We start from the raw sequence: 19478 nt of genomic DNA on the forward strand, positions 1-19478 counted from the left end.
GCCCCAAAAAAAACCAACACGGGTCGATATCGCCTCATAAGGGTGCGCTGAGGTTGGAGCTCCGACACAACAAGAGCAATTGGAGGTTTGTAATGAAGGTATTGAAATCCACCCTGGCCATCGCCACTGCGGCGGCTGTACTGGGTGTCAGTGGTTTTGCCCAGGCGGGCGCCACCCTGGACGCCGTGCAGAAGAAAGGCTTTGTGCAGTGCGGTGTGAGTGACGGCCTGCCGGGTTTCTCGGTGCCGGATGCCAGCGGCAAGATCCTCGGGATCGACGCTGACTATTGCCGCGCCGTGGCCGCTGCCGTATTTGGCGATGCCACCAAGGTCAAGTTCAGCCAGTTGAACGCCAAGGAGCGTTTCACCGCGCTTCAGTCAGGCGAAGTCGACATTTTGTCGCGCAACACCACCATGACCAGCTCCCGCGATGCGGGCATGGGCCTGAAATTCCCGGGCTTCATTACCTACTACGACGGCATCGGCTTTCTGGTGAACAACAAGCTGGGCGTCAAGAGCGCCAAGGAACTGGACGGTGCAACCATCTGCATCCAGGCCGGTACCACCACCGAGCTGAACGTTTCCGACTACTTCCGCGCCAACAACCTCAAATACACCCCGATCACCTTCGACACCTCCGATGAAAGCGCCAAGTCGCTGGAATCCGGGCGTTGCGACGTACTGACTTCCGACAAGTCCCAGCTGTTCGCCCAGCGCAGCAAGCTGGCCTCGCCGAAAGACTACGTGGTGCTGCCGGAAACCATTTCCAAGGAGCCCCTGGGCCCGGTCGTGCGTAACGGCGACGACGAGTGGCTGGCCATCGTGCGCTGGGTGGGCTACGCCATGCTCAACGCGGAAGAGGCCGGTGTGACCTCCAAGAACGTCGAAGCTGAAGCCAAGTCCACCAAGAACCCGGACGTTGCGCGTCTGCTCGGTGCCGACGGCGAATACGGCAAAGACCTGAAAGTGAAGAAGGACTGGGTGGTACAGATCGTCAAGCAAGTGGGCAACTACGGCGAGATGTTCGAGCGCAACCTGGGCAAGAGCACGCCGCTGGAAATCGACCGTGGCCTGAACGCCCTGTGGAACAACGGCGGCATTCAATACGCACCCCCTGTGCGCTGATCGCTGATGGTTCTGTCACCCGGTAGGCCAACTGCCGGGTGATGTTCTGTTCCATTATTTTCGGGGCACTTCATGCAAAATCAAATCGGCGCACCCAAGCAGAAGCTCAGCTTCAGCGACCCCAAAGTGCGTGCGTGGCTGTTCCAGATCATCACGATCGTGGCGGTGGTCTCGCTGGGCTGGTACCTGTTCCATAACACGCAGACCAACCTGCAACACCGGGGCATTACCTCGGGTTTCGACTTTCTTGAGCGCAGTGCTGGGTTCGGCATCGCGCAGCACTTGATCGACTACACCGAATCGGACAGCTATGCCCGGGTGTTTGTCATCGGCCTGCTCAACACTTTGCTGGTGACCGTCATCGGTGTGGTGCTGGCAACCCTGCTCGGCTTCATCATCGGCGTGGCGCGCTTGTCGCCCAACTGGATGATCAACAAGCTGGCGACGGTGTACGTGGAGGTGTTCCGCAATATTCCGCCGCTGTTGCAGATCCTATTCTGGTACTTCGCGGTGTTCCTGACCATGCCAGGGCCGCGCAACAGCCATAACTTCGGTGACACCTTCTTTGTCAGCAGCCGTGGCCTGAACATGCCGGCAGCGCTGGCGGCCGACGGGTTCTGGCCGTTTGTGGCCAGCCTGGTGGTCGCTATCGTTGCCATCGTGCTGATGACCCGCTGGGCCAACAAGCGCTTTGAAGCGACGGGGGTTCCTTTCCATAAATTCTGGGCGGGCCTGGCGCTGCTGGTGGTAATCCCGACGCTGTGCGTGTTGATCTTCGGCACGCCGCTGCATTGGGAAATGCCCAAGCTTGCGGGCTTCAACTTCGTCGGCGGCTGGGTGCTGATCCCGGAATTGCTGGCGTTGACCTTGGCGCTGACGGTGTACACGGCAGCGTTCATTGCCGAGATCGTGCGCTCGGGCATCAAGTCCGTCAGCCATGGACAGACCGAAGCGGCACGTTCACTGGGCCTGCGCCCGGGGCCGACGCTGCGCAAGGTCATCATCCCGCAAGCGTTGCGCGTGATCATTCCGCCGCTGACCAGCCAATACCTGAACCTGGCGAAAAACTCGTCGTTGGCCGCCGGTATCGGTTATCCGGAAATGGTTTCGCTGTTTGCCGGCACGGTGCTCAACCAGACCGGCCAGGCCATTGAAGTCATTGCCATCACCATGAGCGTGTACCTGGCGATCAGCATCAGCATTTCCCTGCTGATGAACGGGTACAACAAGCGCATTGCGCTGATCGAGCGGTGAGGACACACCCATGACTACGCATACGTTCAAACCTGACATGCCACCGCCGAGCAAAGTCTTCGGGCCGGTGGCCTGGATGCGCGCCAACTTGTTCTCGAGCTGGCTCAATACACTGCTGACCTTGCTGGCGATCTACCTGGTGTACCTGGTGGTGCCACCGATCCTGCACTGGGCCATCCTCGATGCCAACTGGGTGGGCACCACCCGCGCCGACTGCACCAAGGAGGGCGCCTGCTGGGTGTTTATCCAACAGCGCTTCGGGCAGTTCATGTATGGCTATTACCCTGTCGACCTGCGCTGGCGCGTGGACATGACGGTATGGCTGGCCATCGTCGGCGTGGCGCCGTTATTCATCGCGCGTTTCCCACGCAAGGCGATCTACGGCCTGGGCTTTCTGGTGCTGTACCCGATCATCGCCTACTGCTTGCTGCACGGCGGCGTGTTCGGCCTGAGCAACGTGGCGACCAGCCAATGGGGCGGCCTGATGCTGACTCTGGTGATCGCCACCGTGGGCATCGCCGGCGCCTTGCCGCTGGGGATTGTGCTGGCGCTGGGACGGCGTTCGAACATGCCCGCCATTCGGGTGGTCTGCGTGACCTTCATCGAGTTCTGGCGCGGCGTGCCGTTGATCACCGTGCTGTTCATGTCTTCGGTGATGCTGCCGCTGTTCCTGCCTGAAGGCATGAACTTCGACAAGCTGCTGCGGGCGTTGATCGGTGTGATCCTGTTCCAGTCGGCCTATGTGGCCGAAGTGGTGCGCGGTGGCTTGCAGGCGATTCCCAAGGGGCAATACGAAGCGGCTGCGGCGATGGGCCTGGGTTACTGGCGCAGCATGGGCCTGGTGATCCTGCCGCAAGCCTTGAAGATGGTGATACCGGGCATCGTCAATACGTTCATCGCACTGTTCAAGGACACCAGCCTTGTGATCATCATCGGCCTGTTCGACCTGCTCAACAGCGTCAAGCAAGCCGCCGCCGACCCCAAATGGCTGGGCATGGCCACTGAAGGCTACGTGTTCGCCGCCCTGGTGTTCTGGATTTTCTGTTTTGGTATGTCGCGCTATTCCATGCATCTGGAACGCAAGCTCGACACTGGCCACAAGCGTTAGGAGTTTTTTGATGAGCGAAGCAATCAAACAGCCTGTGAGCCCTGAAGGCATTATCCAGATGCAGGGCGTCAATAAGTGGTACGGCCAGTTCCACGTGTTGAAAGACATCAACCTCAACGTCAAGCAGGGCGAGCGCATCGTGCTGTGCGGGCCGTCGGGCTCGGGCAAGTCCACCACCATCCGTTGCCTCAACCGCCTGGAAGAGCACCAGCAAGGCCGCATTGTGGTCGATGGCGTGGAGCTGACCAACGACCTCAAGCAGATCGAAGCGATCCGCCGTGAAGTGGGCATGGTGTTCCAGCACTTCAACCTGTTCCCACACCTGACTATCCTGCAAAACTGCACGCTGGCGCCGATGTGGGTGCGCAAGATGCCCAAGCGCAAGGCCGAGGAAATTGCCATGCACTACCTTGAGCGTGTACGCATTCCAGAGCAGGCCCACAAGTTTCCGGGGCAACTGTCCGGCGGCCAGCAACAGCGTGTGGCCATCGCCCGTGCCTTGTGCATGAAACCGAAAATCATGCTGTTCGACGAGCCGACCTCGGCACTCGACCCGGAAATGGTGAAAGAGGTTCTGGACACCATGATTGGCCTGGCCGAAGACGGCATGACCATGTTGTGCGTGACTCACGAAATGGGCTTTGCGCGCACCGTGGCCAACCGCGTGATCTTCATGGACAAGGGTGAGATCGTTGAACAGGCGGCACCGAATGACTTCTTTGATAACCCGCAGAATGAGCGGACCCGGTTGTTCTTGAGCCAGATACTGCATTGATGGAAGGTTAAAAAACAAACCCGGCCTGGTGCCGGGTTTGTTTTTGCCTGTTGATCTGCTCAGGAGGCTTGGGCCGCAAGTTGTTGCTCATCTTTTGCTATGAGCAGGCGATTGAGGTCATCGCCGACATTGAGCGCCTCGATCTCGGCTAGTAGATGCGGATGCTTATCCAGTAGGCGCATGAGTGTAAACAATGGTTCAGGAGGGAAAACCTCAGCCCTTTCGTAGCGAGAAAATGAATTTTGCCCACGCACAGTCAAAAGCTTCACGGCGTCCTTCTGAGTGAGATGCAGTTTGCGACGGATTCGCTTCATTTCGGCAGCGATGATTTTTCTGCCATCAATCAATAATTGGTCACTGGCGTCGGAATAACGCTCTGCGCTGTCATCGTCATGATCGAATTCGATTTCCTTACAGACCTGGCATTCCCAGCCCGCGATGTTTGGAATGTCGCGCATCATGCCGCGCGTGTTGATGGTGAAGGTGCGACCTTCGAAATGCTGCATTCCCTCATGGGCTCCGCAATTCACGCATTGTTGGGTTTTCATAAGGTTTTCTCCTTGAAGGAGATTACGGGAGCTCCACCGCTTGAGCGGTAAGTCACCTTGATGTAAATCTCCGTACCGTACATTTTGATGAGATAGACGTCCTGCCATACCCGATGGTCTGAATAGGTGTCATTGATTTGTACAACATTCGATTTTCAAGGGCGCAGACCGCCAACCGCATCTGGCCGATACTCAATTCAAGCTGTCGAGCGCTCTCCCGCGCACTTGCCGTAAATGCTCCGTTGCCCAGCTGGATGACTTGCGCCTTGATCAGGGCCAAATCGTAATGAGGTGTGTACTTTTCCATAAGACACCTGAGTCCAATAATTACCCTCTGAGGGTAATTTTACCAATCGAAAATACTGCTCCTTTTCCTGCCTAAGAACCCTAGTGCGTTGCCTTTGTAGGCAACTCCGAATAGCCTGTAGGAAAAATCATCCTATGATTGGACGAAAGCGTAAATCCCATGACAGACATCGCCCCGCTGATCAAACGCTCCCTGGTCGACCAGGCCCTGGAGCAACTGCGCCTGCGCATCTCCCAGGGCGTATGGGCCATCGGCGAGCGCCTGCCCACCGAGCCCGAGTTGTCCGCCGAGCTGGGGATCAGCCGTAACACCGTGCGTGAAGCCCTGCGGGTATTGGCCTTCTCGGGTTTGATCGAAGTCCGCCAGGGCGACGGTAGCTATTTGCGTTCGATGACCGACCCGCTGGGCACAATGCGGGCGCTGTCCCATTGCACGCTGGAGCAGGCGCAGGAGACGCGTCAGATTCTGGAAGTGGAGGCCATCGGCCTGGCTGCATTGCGTCGTACCGAAGCGGACCTTGAGGCATTGCGCAAAGCGCTCGACCTCAGCGCCGCGCGCTATCACGGTGACCTGGAGGCCTATATCAGCGCCGACCTGATATTCCACCAGCACTTGGTGGATGCGGCGCACAACCCGGCCTTGAGCGAGCTGTACCACTACTTCTCCGCCATTGTCGGCGCGCAACTGCGCCAGACCCTGAACCGCTCACCGCGACGCCAGGCGGTGTTCGACCTGCATGGAGCGCTGCTCGATGCGGTGGAACAACAAGACCCGGACCGCGCCAAATCCCTCTGCCGGCAGTTGATCAATGAACCCTGAAGCCCCACGCAAGACCGAACTCGAAGAACTGTTGATCGACGCCGAAGCTGACGACGACAGCGTGCAGCAGGCGCAGCCGAGCGTGGTTCGGCCATGGCTGCTGTTGCTGGGCCTGGTGTTGGTGGCCTTGAACCTGCGCCCGGCCTTGTCGAGCCTGTCGCCGTTGCTGGCAGAGGTTTCGAGCAGTTTGGGCTTGTCCGCCGCCAAGGCCGGTTTGCTGACCACTTTGCCGGTCTTGTGCCTGGGCCTGTTCGCGCCCACTGCGCCGATCCTGGCCAGACGTTTTGGCGCCGAGCGCGTGGTGCTGGGCATCCTGCTGACCCTGGCCGCCGGGATTATCCTGCGCAGTTCGTTCGGTGAAGTGGGGCTGTTCGCCGGCAGCCTGATTGCCGGTGCGAGTATCGGCATCATTGGCGTGCTGCTGCCGGGCATCGTCAAGCGCGATTTTGCCAGGCAGGCGGGCGCCATGACTGGTGTCTACACCATGGCGTTGTGTCTAGGGGCTGCGTTGGCTGCGGGAGCTACGGTGCCCCTGAGCCAATATTTCGCAGACAGCTGGGCTATCGGTCTGGGGTTTTGGGTTATTCCGGCGTTGCTGGCGGCCTTGTTCTGGTTGCCACAAGTGGGGCAAAAACACGGCGCCCATCAGGTGGCTTACCGGGTCAGGGGCTTGCTGCGCGACCCGCTTGCCTGGCAGGTGACGTTGTACATGGGCCTGCAATCATCCCTGGCCTACATTGTGTTTGGCTGGTTGCCGTCAATCCTGATCGGACGCGGCCTGAGTGCTACCGAAGCCGGATTGGCACTGTCCGGCTCAATCATCGTGCAGTTGTTCAGCTCCCTGGCCGCACCGTGGCTGGCGACGCGGGGCAAGGACCAACGTCTGGCGATCGTGGTGGTGATGCTGCTGACCCTGGGCGGCCTGTTCGGTTGCCTCTATGCACCACTGGATGGTTTGTGGGGCTGGGCGATTTTGCTCGGTCTGGGGCAGGGGGGCACCTTCAGCCTGGCGCTGACCCTGATCGTATTGCGCTCACGCGATTCCCATGTGGCTGCCAACCTCTCCAGCATGGCCCAGGGCATCGGCTACACCCTGGCGTCGATGGGCCCGTTTGCGGTCGGCCTGGTGCACGACTGGACTGGCGGCTGGACGGCGATCGGCTGGATCTTTGCCGTGATCGGCCTCGGTGCAATTGTCGCGGGACTCGGTGCAGGGCGTGCCCGTTACGTACAAGTTAGCAGCGAGAAAGTCTAGAGATAGACCACTTCCAAGGTCGCTGAGCCATCGAGTGGGGTTTCCGCGCTCAAGTCCAGGTTCTGCCGGGCATTGATCACGGTCTGCACAGTGACGGTGCCCGTCAGCGTGCCGAGGGCGGTGGGCCCGCTGGCGCTGCCCTCCACGTCGGTAAAGCCCAGGTAGCTTCTGGAACCGATGTCGATGGGGTTGAGGTTGGATGTGCGCCACGCCAGGCCCCCGGTAGTGGATTCAGTGCCGAAGATCTGCGCGGTGTTGCTGGCCTGGGTCTGGCGTGGATCGAAGGTCATGGAGTAGACCCCCAGGCGGTTGCCGCTGTTATCGAACCCCAGGCCGTAGTAAATCTCGCTGCTGACCATGGCCGAGCCGTCACGGTTGTCGCGCATGCGCAGCGCATAGCGGACCGGGCCGTTGCAGGCGATACCGATGCGCAAGGTCTTGACGGGCAGGCGCGTGGCGGCCGCCAGGTTCAAGTCCTGTTGGGCAATCTTGCCGTAGTCAATCAGGGCTCCGCCGGGAAACTGCGGCAAGCAGGCGGAGGGAGTGATCAGGCCTTTGACACTCAGGTCCACCGCCGAGGCGGCGAGCACAGAGGGCGTGCTGGTCAACAGCAACAGACTGGTAAAGAGGCGGGTTTTCACGGGACGAGTTCCTCATAGTGACGGGTCAGGGGTAGACGATTTCGATAGTGCCGGAACCATTGATATGCACCACCTCGCGAAGATCCAGGCTGTGCATGGGGGCAAGGTAAGACTTGAGGCGCATCGTGCCGGTCAGGGTCTGGATGGCCACCGGGCCGGTGGCGACCCCGGTCGTGTCGGTAAACCCCAGCAGGCTGTTGGCGGCCATGGGGATTTGCCGCGCGGTGGAACTGCTCCACGCCACGCCGTTGCTGGTGGAGTCGGTGCGGTACAGCGTGGGGAAGGTGTCGGCGCTGAATTCGGCCGGGTCGATAGTCAGGTAAAACCGCCCGATTTTGTTGCGACTGGCATCCAGGTCCAATCCATAAGCGGTTTCATCGGTACCGCCTGTGGCCGAACCGTCGCGGTTGTCTTTCATGCGCAGAGCAAAGCGGATCGGCGCATCGCAGGTCACGCTCAGGCGCAGTGTGCGGATGGGCAGCGGTGTTTCAGTGGTGGCGTTGAGGTCTTTGGCATACAGGGTGCCGTAGTCCACCACGCCGTGGTCGGATAACGTCGGCAGGCAGGCGATGGGTGCAAAGTGCGCGCGCACGGTCAGTTCCCGGTAGCGTCCGTTTTGTGCGCTGTACAACATCCCGGAAACTTCCCAGGTGGTGTTGTCGCGCACTTGAGTGGCAGCGGGGTCGGCCCAGGCGCGCAGCGTCAGTTGCAACGACAGGGTGTTGCCCCTGAGCACCGCACCGTGTTCGACCGGCGCGATGCCATGGCCGGAGCGCCATTCCAGCACCGCGCCATTGGCCACGGGCGCCTGGCCCGCAGCAGGTAGCAGCCCCAACTCTACGGCGCGACCATCGAGCACGGCGTTGCCGGCTTCGATGGCATAGCTGCCATGCGGGGTAAATTGCAGGCGCTGCGGGCTAGCGGCCAGTGCGCGGTAGAACAGGCTCAAGTCTTGCGCTTGCGGACAGTTGATGCTCACGCTTAGGCGCCGTTCGCCAAGCAGGCGCTCCAGCGTACTGTCGCTTTGTGCCAGGCGGCTCATCAAGCCGAAATCGATCAGGGGTTCGCTGACGTTCAGTTGGCAGTCTTCCAGGGCATGGGCGCTGCCGGCACCGCCGATCAATAACCACAGGCACAGTTGGCGCATACACGTTGCGAAGGGCATGACGGGAATCCTCAAGGCGCGTGGCAACGCGCGGGAGCAGTTTCGAAGTACACCGTGGGGTCGGCTTTTTCCGGCAGTGAGTAACGCAATTCGCATCGACCGCCATCGGGCGTGGTTATCCACAGCGTCGATTGGTCCAGCACGTTGGGTAGAAACACCTGGCTGGCGTCCTGCACCAAGGTGACGAACTCGCCACTGGCGCTGCTGACTGAGGCTCCGGCAGGCAGAGGTGTGCCCTGGTCGGTGCTGACGGTGAGCAATATGCGACGGGTCAAGCCGATGCCAAATTCCACACGGTCAACGGCGCCGCGTCCGGCCGAGATCATTGCCAGGCCATTGTTGATGTCGGCGTTGCGCGGCAGTGAACGCGTCTGCACTTCCACCGGGCTGCGCCCGTAGGCGGCGACTTGCGGCACCACGGCCTGGCCCTGCCAGTCGGTCCACACCGGCCCGCTGGGGGTACTGAGCTTGATGCCACTCATATCGCCGACCGACGCCAGGGCAAAGGTGTCGCGCACCGGGTAGGGTGAAAAAGTCACGCCGTCGCCATGCATCACTACGCCGCCGCGAGCGCCGCCTTGATAACTGGAGCGTTCGGCATCGGAGCGGCTGTAGCTGAAATCGAGTTGGCTGTAACGCGGCAATGCCGAGACGCCCAGGGTGGTTTCCACTTGATGGTCGCTGCTGTCGTGTTCGGCACTGACGCGATAGCTGAGTTGGTCGTCGATCTGTTCGGTGATGCCCAGGCCGGTGCGGTTCTCGCCACCGGAATTACGCACCCAGCTACGTAGCCGGCGACTTTCGCCCAACGGCACGCTGATATTGAGGTACACCGCGTTGTCCTGTTGCTGGCTACCGCCCATTTGCCACTCGGCACTGGCCGACAACGACACCGCCCCGATGCTCGTGCCCCATGAGGCCAATGCACGGCTGCTGCTGTCGCCAGCGAAGTTGGCCGAGCGCGAAACCCCGGCACTGAACGCACCCAGCAGCGGATGCGACCAGCCCAGGTTGAGGCTTTGTTGGTCGCGATAACGGGAGTCGCGGTTGCTGTCATCACGCTCATACGTGCTTTCTTCGAGTTCGCGATAGCCGATGCTGCGCCAGGAATTGGCGGCGCTGATCGACCACTGCTCACCCAGGCGCTGGGACCAGGAAAGATCGGTCTGTACGCCCGAAACCCTTTCCCACGCCTGGATGTTGGACAGTTGCGTGGACAACTGAATCTGACTGTCCACCCACGGCAACCAGCCCAGGCTGGCGCCCACCGAGCGGTATTCGCTGGTTGCCAGTACGCCGGTGCCCAGGGTCAACTGCGGGTGCAGGGCACCGGTCCAGCCGCCACTGACCACCCATGGGTCATTGCCTTTGGCGTCGCCCACATTGCGTACCCGGCCCGCCGCCACGGAGTAACCCGGTGCCGGCAACCCAAGGCCGAGCATGGCCGCCGGCACGGTGAAACGCCGCTCACCACCGACACTTTCCTTGACCGTGACCTCGACGTCCGAGCGCGTATTCAAGCGACGGACATCGGTCAGGGTAAAGGGGCCGGCGGGTACGACGGTGGAGTGAATCAACGCACCGTTCTGTCGTACCTCCACCTGGGCAGGGCTGTTGGCAATGCCCTGGATCTGCGCCCCCTGGCCCTGTTCTTGAAGGGCGTGCTCGGTGAGCACCTGCACCCCGGTGATCTGCGCGCCGGACAGCACCGGGTTATACAGATTGATTTGCCCAGCCTGCAGCACCGCCTGGTGGCTGGCGAAGGTGCGTTGGGCGTAGGCTTGCAAGTGAGTGTTACGTGACAGGCCGTCCTGCCAGGTCTGTACTTGGCGGCTGCGCACGATCCAGTCGCCGGCGTTGAACCCCACTTCGGTATTGGCCGAGCCAAAGCGGCTGGCGTCATCGCCGAAGCGGTTGTAGAAACCACTCAGGTCGTAGTTGAGCAGCCCGGCAACCCCGCCGGTTTCGTACCCCGAGATATCCTGTTGTATGGGACGCAGGGCCTCGGTGGGTACCAGCAGTGACACCGTCAGTGTCGCCGGATCCGGTTCAACCAGGGTTTGCGGGTATTGTGCGAGAAAATCCTGGCAGCCCGGCGTCTCGCTGGGCGTCACCAGGTTAGCGGCGTCCAGCAAGGCGCGGTCCAGGCACAAGTTGCCCTGTTGATCGAAAGTCAGATCCTGTCGGCCACGTCGCTGGCCGTTGACCCGCAGGTTGACGGTGTGCCGCCCGGCAGCGAAGCGCGGTGCTGCCAGCAACAGGCTGGCCAGCTGTGGATCAATGCCGCGTTGATGCAAGGTCTGGGCGTCGAAGCTGGAGGCGCTGGCATTTTCGGCCCATGCCTTGGCTGGCATCAGCGCACACAGCAGCAACACCAGCGGCAAGGTCGAGCTGGCACGGATGTCGGGCACGGCTTCGCCGTCACGGTAACTCAATACTGTTTTCACGCAAGGTACTCGAGTAGTGAACGCTCGGGCCGGGTGTGCCCAGGCGTTCTGGTGACGGTCAATGAGCCGTCACTTCGTTATTCAGGCGGCGGTCCGGGGTGCGACGCCTGCGGTTTTCAGTCAGAGGGTGATCGGTGCGTCGTAGGCCTTCACCGCAAAGCCATACACAGTGGCCGGCTGCAACCTGACCGTGTTGGCCTGCCCGCCGCTGGCCGGCATGCTCAAGGCTTCGCCGGGCAGCACGTAAGTGCGCGGCAGCATCGCCCTGCCGTCGCCGGGCAACAGCAGCAGCTCCTGCGCCAGGCGTACTACATAGGGCGTGTCGTTTCGCACCTGCAACTGGCCGTCGCGCAAGGTCCAGGTCAGGTCGGTCCAAGGCGTGCGGTTGGGCGCAAGGCCTTTGGGGTGCACGATCACCGGCAAGTTCTGGCGCACGGTCACGCCCACGCGGGCATGGCCGGCGGCGGTTGCGGCACGGCCTTGGGGCATGCCTTCGAACACCGCGCGTTTAAGTCGTTGGGTGAGCAACGGCTTCTGGTTTTGCAGGATGAAGCGCACCAACTGGGATTTGGACGCTTCGACCCGTGACAGCGGCGGTGTCACCACCAGCAGCGGCTCGGTGTCTTCCGGAATATCCTGCAAGGTCACATGCAGCAGGGCGAGTTGGCTGTCGGTGTTGGTCACCGACACTGCTGCTTCGCCTTCGGCTTCGTGCACGATCACCACGGAAGTGTCCGGTATCATCCCGTCGGCTTTGACTTGGTTGCCGAGTATCAGCAGCAGGGCGATAAGGCCGACAGCGGTGTTTGAGAATGTCGTCGTCATGACGGGTTTTCCATTAGGCCAAAAGGCATCGGTCAGAGGTAGCGCAAGTCCAGGACGATGGAACCGTCGAGGGGGACTTCCTGGTTCAGCGTCAGGTACTGCGAAAAGTTGATGGCGGTGACCACCTGAAGCACGGCGGTCAGTTGGCTGATGAAGTCAGGTTGACGATCGCCCGGCGGTGCAAAGGCCATATAGGATCCTGGGTAGGCATTGGGGTCCGGCGACCAGGTTTCCCCGTAGTTGATGGAGGCCAATACCTGCATGGGCTGCGCATCGCCCACCGCGTTGCGATAGGCCAGCGCGACGGAGCCGAGACGCTCCTCGGGGGCGTGGGTGTTTCTGCCCAGTCCGTAGAAAAAGTCGGGGGCCAGCGAGGAGTCGGCACGATTGTCGATGCCCACCAAGGCAAACAGCATGGGCCTGGCACAGAGCACATGCAGCTCGAGTAACTGGCTGGGCAGCACGGTGAACTCGTCTATGTTGAGGCTATGTGCGGGGATCTTGCCGTGCTCGATGATGCCGTCGTTCGTCAGCTCGATATGGCAGGCATCCGGTGTCACCCGGCCGCTCACCGTGAGGTCGACAGCCGAGGCCGCGCGCGCATCTGCCAGGGTGGCCAGGCAGAGTAAGGCGACGAGGCAACGGGGGCGACTGTTCAGCACCGGCACAGGTAGACGCAGCCCATGCCTGCAGGTGTTCGAGGGATGGGCGGCCATGGGTTACAGGTATTTCACTTCAAGGGTGGCGGAGCCGTCGATGGTGACCTCGTTGCTGAGGTCCAGGCTGTCGGCGCGGTTGATGAATGTATTCACTTCCATATCTACACTTAAATCCTTGACCGGTATTGGCTGACTGGCGTCATCCAGTGAGGCCACTGACATATACATGCTCGGCTCCCAGATATAATCCTCGTACCAGGTGTCGCCTTGGTTAGTCGATACGATGGTTTGCACTGCGGTGCTACCGTCGGCAACCGGGTTACGCAACCTGAGGCGAAAACTGCCAAGCTGCTGAGTGTCGTTGATAAAACCCAGGCCGAAGTAGCTCGATACATTTGATGAGCCAGCACGGTTGTCGATTGCGTTCAGGGCAAACTGGATCGGTGCATCACAGTTGACGGCAATCGATAGGGTGTGGGGGCCAAGTGTTGTCGCTTGGTCTGGTTTCAGATCCTTGGCCGACACCTTGCCGTGGTCGATCACACCGCCGCCGGACAGGCTAGGCGTACAGGCACTGGGCACTATCAGGCCCTTGACGGTCAGGTCCACGCTGGACGCAGCGAAGGTGGGGGCGGAACCGAGCAGCAATGCGCTGGCGGCAAGGGTGGTCAATCGAATGTTCATCGGGGCTCCTTATCCTTAGAGGTAATTGACTTGTACGGTGGCGTGACCGTCGATAGGCACATCGTCGGTCAGTGTCAGGTTGCTGGCGGGCGCGATGTGAGTAATCAGGCGGATCTCGGCGTCCAGTTCCCGGATGGCAATCGGCACCAGGCCGTCGGTGCTGGCGACCGCCGTCAACACGGTATGGCTGAGCATCACGGAGGGCATCCAGGTCGCGCCGCCATCCCGTGAGGTGATGGTACGTACCGCTACCCCGTCGGCCACAGGGCTGTAGAGGCCAAGCCCGGCATCGCCGAGTTTTTCATCATCGGGCGTCATGCCCAGGCCGTGCCAACTGAAGTGGCTGGCGGTGGTGCCGGCGCGGTTGTCGATGGTGTTCAGGGTAAAAAATGTCGGCCCTTCGCAACGCACGCTCAACAGCAGGGTTTCTCGGGGCAGGTCGGTATACGTGTCGGCGTTGAGGTCCCTGACCGACACTTTGCCGAAGTCGACGTTGCCGCCGCCGGAGACCACTGGCGCGCAGGCACTTGGCGTGATGATGCCTTTGACCGTCAGGTCCTGGCTGCTGGCGGCGAAGACTGAGCCGGCGCCAAACAGCAACAGGGTCGCGGTGAGGGTAGTGAGAGGGCTGGCCATGGGTCACATCCAGTGGGTGAGTGGTGGTTTACAGGTATTTCACTTCAAGGGTGGCGGAACCGTTGATGGCCACCTCAGTCGTCAGGTCCATATTTGCCGTTGGGGCGATGAGGGTTTGCACCAAGAGGTCTGCCGTCACCTGCTTGACCGGGGTGGGGGCCCATCTGCCGCTTGAGCGATCGCCAAACGAGGCGAGGGAGGTAATTGGCCAGACGTCGCCTGGGAAGCTTTCCTGCCAGGTGAGGCCGTTATTCGCAGACTCAATCATGGAGATCGCGGCGTCGTCGGCCGAAGGGTTACTTAGCACCAGAAGGTATTCGCCCAATTTCTTGCCGCCGACCAAATCCAGGCCATAGCTGTTCCTCGGATCAAAGGCGTTACCTATATTGTCGATGCCCTTCAGGGCCAACAGGGTGGCCGCCTCGCAGTTGATCGTCAGTTGCAGCATGTGATTGCCAAGCAACGTCCAGTGGTCCAGCTTCAGATCTTTGGCCGCGACTTTGCCGTGGTCGACAATCCCGCCGCTTGAAAGGCTGGGTGAGCAGGCGCTGGGTGTGATCAGCCCCTTGACGGTCAGGTCGACGCTGCTGGCGGCGAACGTGGATGAGCTCATGGCGAGCAGCAGGGCACTGCTTAACAGGGGCAGGCGGGTCTTCATCTGGGAAACGTCCATTTACAGGTACTTCACTTCAAAAGTCGCAGAGCCGTCGATTGCCACTTCGTCGGTCAAGGTCAGGTTTTTTGCCGGGGCAATCGCGGTGTAGAGCATGACGTCCATGAGTGCGTCCTTGATCGGGTGCGGCGCCCAGCCGCTTTCACCACGACTACCCAGTGCCACCAGGTCGTTGGGCGCGACGCCGTCGTCAGGGTAAAGCGTGACCCAGCGATCATCATCGTTGAACTTGGCCAGCAGGGTGGATGGGGTTTCGGCGACGGGGTTGCTGAACACCAATTGATACATGCCCAACTTCTGGTTTTCGTTGATCATGCCCAGCCCAAACGAGTGGCTATACATGGCCGAGCCGACGCGATTGTCGATGGGTTGAATGGCGAACAGGGTCGCGGCATCGCAGTTGACGCTCAGTTGCACGGTCTTGCGCTCTAAATAGGTGCTCTTGTCGAGGTCCAGGTCTTTTGCCGCGATTTTTCCAAAGTCGATATCACCTGGCAGGCTGGGGGTGCAGGCGCTGGGCGTAATTAACCCTTTGACGCTCAGGTCGACGCTACTGGCGGCGAATGCCGATGAAGATATAGCGAGCAGCAGGGCACTGCTCAGTAGGGATACAGAGGTCTTCATTTCAAATTGTTCCATTGCAAGCTGGCAGATTGAGGCGCGGCAGGGCAACGCCCGATCGTGTGTGGACGGGTGGTTGCCTGGCGGCGATCTCGACGTTTCTGGCGTTTACCGGGGAGTGGCAAGCCGTCCCTCTTTGGGGTGGGCACAATCTAACGAGGGGGATGCACGGGGGAAATACAACAAATACGACATTGGCGGGGTGTGGTGTAAGCGCAGTGCGGGACGGTAGATTTTCGCGGCGTTTTTCGTAGTTGTTGTATCGGCTTGAAGCCATTCAAAAGGTTATAGGTTGAAAGTCGATAACAATCAAAAGGGTGTGCCTGGCATTGCTGTATCAGTGCCGCGGAGGGCTGCCGAATTAATCACCACGAAGAGGTACTGATGGGTTCGCCAGGAGGTTCAACCGCAGGAGCGAGCCGGACAGCCAAACCGCCTTTTTCTCTCCCGCCTCATTGGCAGTACTTGAATGTTCTGGTCGTGGAGGACCATTCAGCCTATCGCCTGTTGCTGGGTTGGCTGCTGCAAAAACTGGGGCTCGGACACGCGTTGGCCACCGATGGCTTCATGGGGTTGGACGCCTTTACCAGTCGGCCCTTTGATCTGGTGATCAGTGATTGCCGGATGCCCTTCATGGACGGTTACAGCATGACTCGCGCCATTCGCCAGCATGAGCGCGAGCAGGGGGTGAAGCGGGTGCCCATCATTGCCTTGACCGCCAACCTGCAAAACGACAGCCCCCAACGTTGCCGCAAGGCCGGCATGGATGCCTGGCTGCTCAAACCCCTGACCCTTGAGCAACTGCACGCCGTACTGGTGCGCTGGTTGCCGGGCGGCGAGGGCCGTTATGTCGAGCCATACGCTGCTGCTGCGGTGGCGAACTGGCCCACCCGTGCCACGCTTGTGACCACGTTTGGCAGCGACCTGGTCGTCGACCAGTTGATGGAAGCCCTGTTGATGGAGGCCTGGGAAGACCAGCGGGTGTTGCGTCATGCCCGTGCGACGTTGAACGCGCCATTGACCGCCGAGCGTCTGCATCGGCTGGTGGGCAGCCTGGTGTTCCTGGGGGGCACGGGGTTGGAAACCAGTGCCGTGAGCTTGATCGAGCAGGTCCAGGCCGAGGGTGTCGCTACGCACAAGGCGCAACTGGAAGTGTTTGAAGCACGGCTGTGCGCTTACCTGGAGTATCTGTCTGAGTTGTGAAGAATACTGTTGCAGAGCGTTTTACCTGGTCGTTAGTCTAATTTTGGCTGTAGGTATTTTCCTATTGTGTTGTAGTCCAAAAATCAGCCACTACTGAACATTGGGTTCGGCCGCAAGTGCCTCTTTGTTAGCAGTTGTTGATGATCGCAGGCAGAGGTATTTTGCGCGGGTTCAAGTTGCCATCATTCGTGGGTGCCTATGCTTCGAGTAATTATTGCTGACGATCACCCTATTGTCCGGGTCGGGCAAAAAGTCGTGATCGAGGCGAATGGCAAGTGCAAAGTGGTCGGTGAAGCCGACGGTCCCGATCAGTTACTCGGCGTGCTCAGTAGCACGCCGTGCGACGTACTGGTCACGGACTTCGCCATGCCAGGCGGCCAGCAGGCCGATGGCTACTGCTTGTTGGGCCTGTTGCAGCGCCAGTATCCGCAGTTGCCGGTGATACTGGTCACTATGTTTGCCAACGTCGCCACGTTACGCGCAGCCTTTGCCCACGGCGCCAGGGCAGTGGTCGCCAAAAGTGCTTCGGCCAAGGAGTTGCCCCTCGCGATCAAGGCGGTCCAGGCCGGGCAGACCTTCGCCAGTGAATGCCTGCGGGTGCAACTGGTAGAGGCCGGCACGGGCGATCAGTCCCAGGAGCCGCAGTTGTCCGGCAAGGAGCGCGAAGTGGTGCGCATGCTGGCCAGCGGTATGACCGTCAGCCAGATTGCAGCCCAGGTCAACCGCAGCGTCTCCACCATCAGCAAGCAGAAAAGCACGGCGATGCAGCGCTTGAGTATTTCCACCGACGTTGACTTGTTCGCCTACGCCCGCAGTACTGGGATAGCGCCGTAGCGCGCTTATTTGCGTGGCGAATGACAGTAGCCATGACGGCTTGGGCGGCTTATCGTGCGCCTACTCTTTTGACGCCCGCGGAGCCTGCCCATGAGTGATGCCCATAACGCCCTGATCAGCCAATTCTATAGCGCCTTCCAGCGCCTGGATGCCGAGGCCATGGTCGCCTGCTACAGCGATGACGTGGTGTTCAGCGACCCGGCCTTTGGCGAACTGCGAGGCCGTGACGCAGGGGATATGTGGCGCATGCTCACCACCCGGGCCAAGGATTTTTCGTTGACCTTCGACCAGGTGCGCAGCGACGAGCGCACTGGCAGTGCGCATTGGGTGGCGACTTATCTGTTCAGCACGACTGGCAACACGGTGGTCAACGATATCCAGGCGCGCTTTGTGTTGCGCGACGGCAAGATCTGCGAGCACCACGATCACTTCGACTTGTGGCGTTGGTCGCGCCAGGCGTTGGGCACCAAGGGCCTGCTGTTGGGCTGGACGCCGCTGGTACGCAACGCCGTGCGCGCCCAGGCGAACAAAGGCCTGAAGGCATTCCAGGCCAGTCGTTGATAAACTGCGCGCTCCTTTGCCTTGCCGAACCTGTCCGTGAATACACCTGAACCCAAGCCCTGGTATGTCTACCTGGTACGCGCCGCCAATGGCGCGCTGTATTGCGGCATCAGCAACGACCCGGTGCGCCGGTTTGCCTCGCACCAAAGCGGCAAGGGCGCGCGGTTTTTTCTGTCCAGCCCCGCAGTGGCGCTGGTGTACACCGAGCAATGCGCGAGCAAGGGTGAGGCGCTGCGTCAAGAACGCTTGATCAAGAAATTGAAGAAGAGCGCCAAGGAATGCCTGGCAGCGAGTGGTTCATCAGGCTGACTGATAGGTTCCCATCACACCGTCGAGGGCTTTTGCGCGGTAATCTGCTCGCTCACTCGCCAAGCGCAAACCCGTATGTCTGAGCTCATCCTGCACCATTACCCGACCTCACCCTTTGCGGAAAAAGCGCGGCTGTTGCTGGGCTTCAAAGGCCTGTCCTGGCATTCCGTAAACATTTCGCCGGTGATGCCCAAGCCCGACCTGACGGCCTTGACCGGCGGCTACCGCAAAACCCCGGTGCTGCAAGTCGGTGCGGATATCTATTGCGACACCGCCCTGATCGCTCGCCGCCTGGAGCAGGAAAAGTCCTCGCCGGCTTTGTTTCCGCTGGGTCAGGAAATGATTACCCAGACCTTCGCCACCTGGGCCGACAGCGTGGTGTTCGCCCATGCCGTCAGCCTGGTGTTCCAGCCGGAATCGGTGGCGGTGCGCTTTGGCAAGTTACCGCCGGAGGCCATCAAAGCCTTTATCGCTGACCGCGCCGCGCTGTTCAGTGGCGGCACGGCGAGCAAGCTGCCGGCTGAACTGGCCAAGCATCAATGGCCGGCGATCATGGCGCGGTTGGAGCAACAGTTGCAGCGAGAGTCCGGCGACTTTCTGTTCGGCGCGCCGTCGATTGCCGACTTTGCCCTGGCCCACTCGCTGTGGTTCCTCAAGGCCACGCCGGTCACCGCGCCGCTGGTGGATGCTTACCCGGCCGTGCTGGCCTGGCTGGGGCGCGTGCTGGGCTTTGGTCATGGAACCGCCAGCCAGATGACCGCAGAGCAGGCTTTGGACATCGCCCGCAACGCTACACCGGCACCGTTGCCGGATGAGGTGTTCGAGGACTTGAACGGCGTTAAGGCGGGTCAGCAGGTGACCATCGCGGCCATCGACTATGGCGTTGATCCGGTCGCCGGCGAGTTGCTGTTCGCCGGGCGCGAAGAGCTGATCCTGCGTCGCACGGATGAACGCGGCGGTACGGTGCATGTGCATTTCCCGCGCTGGGGGTTTCGCATCCAGGGCATAGCTGCCTGAAGGACGAACGATT

The 19478-nt window shown here is 60.7% G+C and carries 21 protein-coding genes and 1 pseudogene; 11 read left to right on the forward strand and 11 right to left on the reverse strand.

The window, feature by feature from the left end; all coding sequences use genetic code 11:
* The first annotated feature begins 92 nt into the window (after positions 1-92).
* From CER19_RS16935 to CER19_RS16950, 4 genes are all read left to right on the forward strand, one after another.
* Positions 93-1124, forward strand: a complete 1032-nt coding sequence (locus tag CER19_RS16935; protein WP_116667221.1) for an amino acid ABC transporter substrate-binding protein — start codon at positions 93-95, stop codon at positions 1122-1124.
* Between the two features lie 72 nt (positions 1125-1196).
* Positions 1197-2378 (forward strand): amino acid ABC transporter permease, encoded by a 1182-nt coding sequence (locus CER19_RS16940; protein ID WP_116667222.1) that lies wholly within the window; start codon positions 1197-1199, stop codon positions 2376-2378.
* Between the two features lie 10 nt (positions 2379-2388).
* Positions 2389-3486, forward strand: a complete 1098-nt coding sequence (locus CER19_RS16945; RefSeq protein ID WP_116667223.1) for an amino acid ABC transporter permease — start codon at positions 2389-2391, stop codon at positions 3484-3486.
* 10 nt (positions 3487-3496) lie between these two features.
* Positions 3497-4261 (forward strand): amino acid ABC transporter ATP-binding protein, encoded by a 765-nt coding sequence (locus CER19_RS16950; protein ID WP_003188759.1) that lies wholly within the window; start codon positions 3497-3499, stop codon positions 4259-4261.
* Positions 4262-4320: 59 nt separating this feature from the next.
* Here the strand turns inward: CER19_RS16950 and CER19_RS16955 are convergent, their stop codons facing one another.
* Together CER19_RS16955 and CER19_RS16960 are read right to left on the reverse strand one after the other, a co-directional pair.
* Positions 4321-4809, reverse strand: coding sequence for a type II toxin-antitoxin system MqsA family antitoxin (locus tag CER19_RS16955; RefSeq protein ID WP_003188761.1), 489 nt, complete (start codon positions 4807-4809; stop codon positions 4321-4323).
* A pseudogene (locus tag CER19_RS16960) lies at positions 4806-5116 on the reverse strand (type II toxin-antitoxin system MqsR family toxin). Before CER19_RS16960 ends, CER19_RS16955 begins: the two are co-directional and overlap by 4 nt.
* Positions 5117-5275: 159 nt before the next feature.
* On the opposite strand from CER19_RS16960, the gene CER19_RS16965 reads away from it, so the two are divergent.
* On the forward strand, positions 5276-5935 hold the full coding sequence (locus CER19_RS16965) for a FadR/GntR family transcriptional regulator (RefSeq protein WP_116667224.1): 660 nt from the start codon (positions 5276-5278) through the stop codon (positions 5933-5935).
* Positions 5925-7190, forward strand: a complete 1266-nt coding sequence (locus CER19_RS16970) for a CynX/NimT family MFS transporter (RefSeq protein ID WP_116667225.1) — start codon at positions 5925-5927, stop codon at positions 7188-7190. The genes CER19_RS16965 and CER19_RS16970 overlap by 11 nt, the downstream gene beginning before the upstream one ends.
* Here the strand turns inward: CER19_RS16970 and CER19_RS16975 are convergent.
* From CER19_RS16975 to CER19_RS17015, 9 genes are all read right to left on the reverse strand, one after another.
* Positions 7187-7831: a DUF1120 domain-containing protein gene (locus CER19_RS16975; RefSeq protein WP_116667226.1), complete on the reverse strand. Its 645-nt coding sequence runs from the start codon at positions 7829-7831 to the stop codon at positions 7187-7189. The two genes, CER19_RS16970 and CER19_RS16975, sit on opposite strands and share 4 nt — an antisense overlap.
* A 25-nt stretch (positions 7832-7856) precedes the next feature.
* Complete coding sequence (locus tag CER19_RS16980) at positions 7857-8996, reverse strand: DUF1120 domain-containing protein (protein ID WP_178088113.1); 1140 nt, start codon at positions 8994-8996, stop codon at positions 7857-7859.
* 11 nt (positions 8997-9007) lie between these two features.
* Positions 9008-11431, reverse strand: a complete 2424-nt coding sequence (locus tag CER19_RS16985; RefSeq protein ID WP_116667227.1) for a fimbria/pilus outer membrane usher protein — start codon at positions 11429-11431, stop codon at positions 9008-9010.
* 132 nt (positions 11432-11563) lie between these two features.
* A complete protein-coding gene (locus CER19_RS16990; protein WP_116667228.1) occupies positions 11564-12268 on the reverse strand; it encodes a fimbria/pilus chaperone family protein in 705 nt (234 codons plus the stop codon).
* Between the two features lie 32 nt (positions 12269-12300).
* Positions 12301-12984, reverse strand: coding sequence for a DUF1120 domain-containing protein (locus CER19_RS16995; RefSeq protein WP_116667229.1), 684 nt, complete (start codon positions 12982-12984; stop codon positions 12301-12303).
* A 3-nt stretch (positions 12985-12987) separates the two neighbouring features.
* Complete coding sequence (locus CER19_RS17000; protein WP_116667230.1) at positions 12988-13611, reverse strand: DUF1120 domain-containing protein; 624 nt, start codon at positions 13609-13611, stop codon at positions 12988-12990.
* Positions 13612-13626: 15 nt separating this feature from the next.
* Positions 13627-14247 (reverse strand): DUF1120 domain-containing protein, encoded by a 621-nt coding sequence (locus CER19_RS17005; protein WP_116667231.1) that lies wholly within the window; start codon positions 14245-14247, stop codon positions 13627-13629.
* Between the two features lie 28 nt (positions 14248-14275).
* Positions 14276-14905, reverse strand: a complete 630-nt coding sequence (locus CER19_RS17010; protein WP_116667293.1) for a DUF1120 domain-containing protein — start codon at positions 14903-14905, stop codon at positions 14276-14278.
* A gap of 15 nt (positions 14906-14920) precedes the next feature.
* Positions 14921-15544, reverse strand: a complete 624-nt coding sequence (locus CER19_RS17015) for a DUF1120 domain-containing protein (RefSeq protein ID WP_116667232.1) — start codon at positions 15542-15544, stop codon at positions 14921-14923.
* A 381-nt stretch (positions 15545-15925) separates the two neighbouring features.
* On the opposite strand from CER19_RS17015, the gene CER19_RS17020 reads away from it, so the two are divergent.
* The 5 genes from CER19_RS17020 to CER19_RS17040 all read left to right on the forward strand — a co-directional run bounded on the left by CER19_RS17020 (position 15926) and on the right by CER19_RS17040 (position 19465).
* Positions 15926-16744 carry a response regulator gene (locus CER19_RS17020; protein WP_116667233.1) on the forward strand — a complete coding sequence of 273 codons (819 nt, stop codon included), beginning with the start codon at positions 15926-15928 and terminating at the stop codon, positions 16742-16744.
* A 198-nt stretch (positions 16745-16942) separates the two neighbouring features.
* Complete coding sequence (locus CER19_RS17025) at positions 16943-17578, forward strand: response regulator transcription factor (RefSeq protein WP_116667234.1); 636 nt, start codon at positions 16943-16945, stop codon at positions 17576-17578.
* A 90-nt stretch (positions 17579-17668) separates the two neighbouring features.
* Complete coding sequence (locus CER19_RS17030) at positions 17669-18139, forward strand: nuclear transport factor 2 family protein (protein WP_078466475.1); 471 nt, start codon at positions 17669-17671, stop codon at positions 18137-18139.
* Positions 18140-18175: 36 nt separating this feature from the next.
* Complete coding sequence (locus tag CER19_RS17035) at positions 18176-18448, forward strand: GIY-YIG nuclease family protein (protein WP_073524363.1); 273 nt, start codon at positions 18176-18178, stop codon at positions 18446-18448.
* A 75-nt stretch (positions 18449-18523) separates the two neighbouring features.
* Positions 18524-19465 (forward strand): glutathione S-transferase family protein, encoded by a 942-nt coding sequence (locus CER19_RS17040; protein ID WP_116667235.1) that lies wholly within the window; start codon positions 18524-18526, stop codon positions 19463-19465.
* The last annotated feature ends 13 nt before the right edge of the window (positions 19466-19478 follow it).

The organism is Pseudomonas sp. GL93, from assembly GCF_003408955.1.
Lineage (GTDB): Bacteria > Pseudomonadota > Gammaproteobacteria > Pseudomonadales > Pseudomonadaceae > Aquipseudomonas > Aquipseudomonas paracarnis.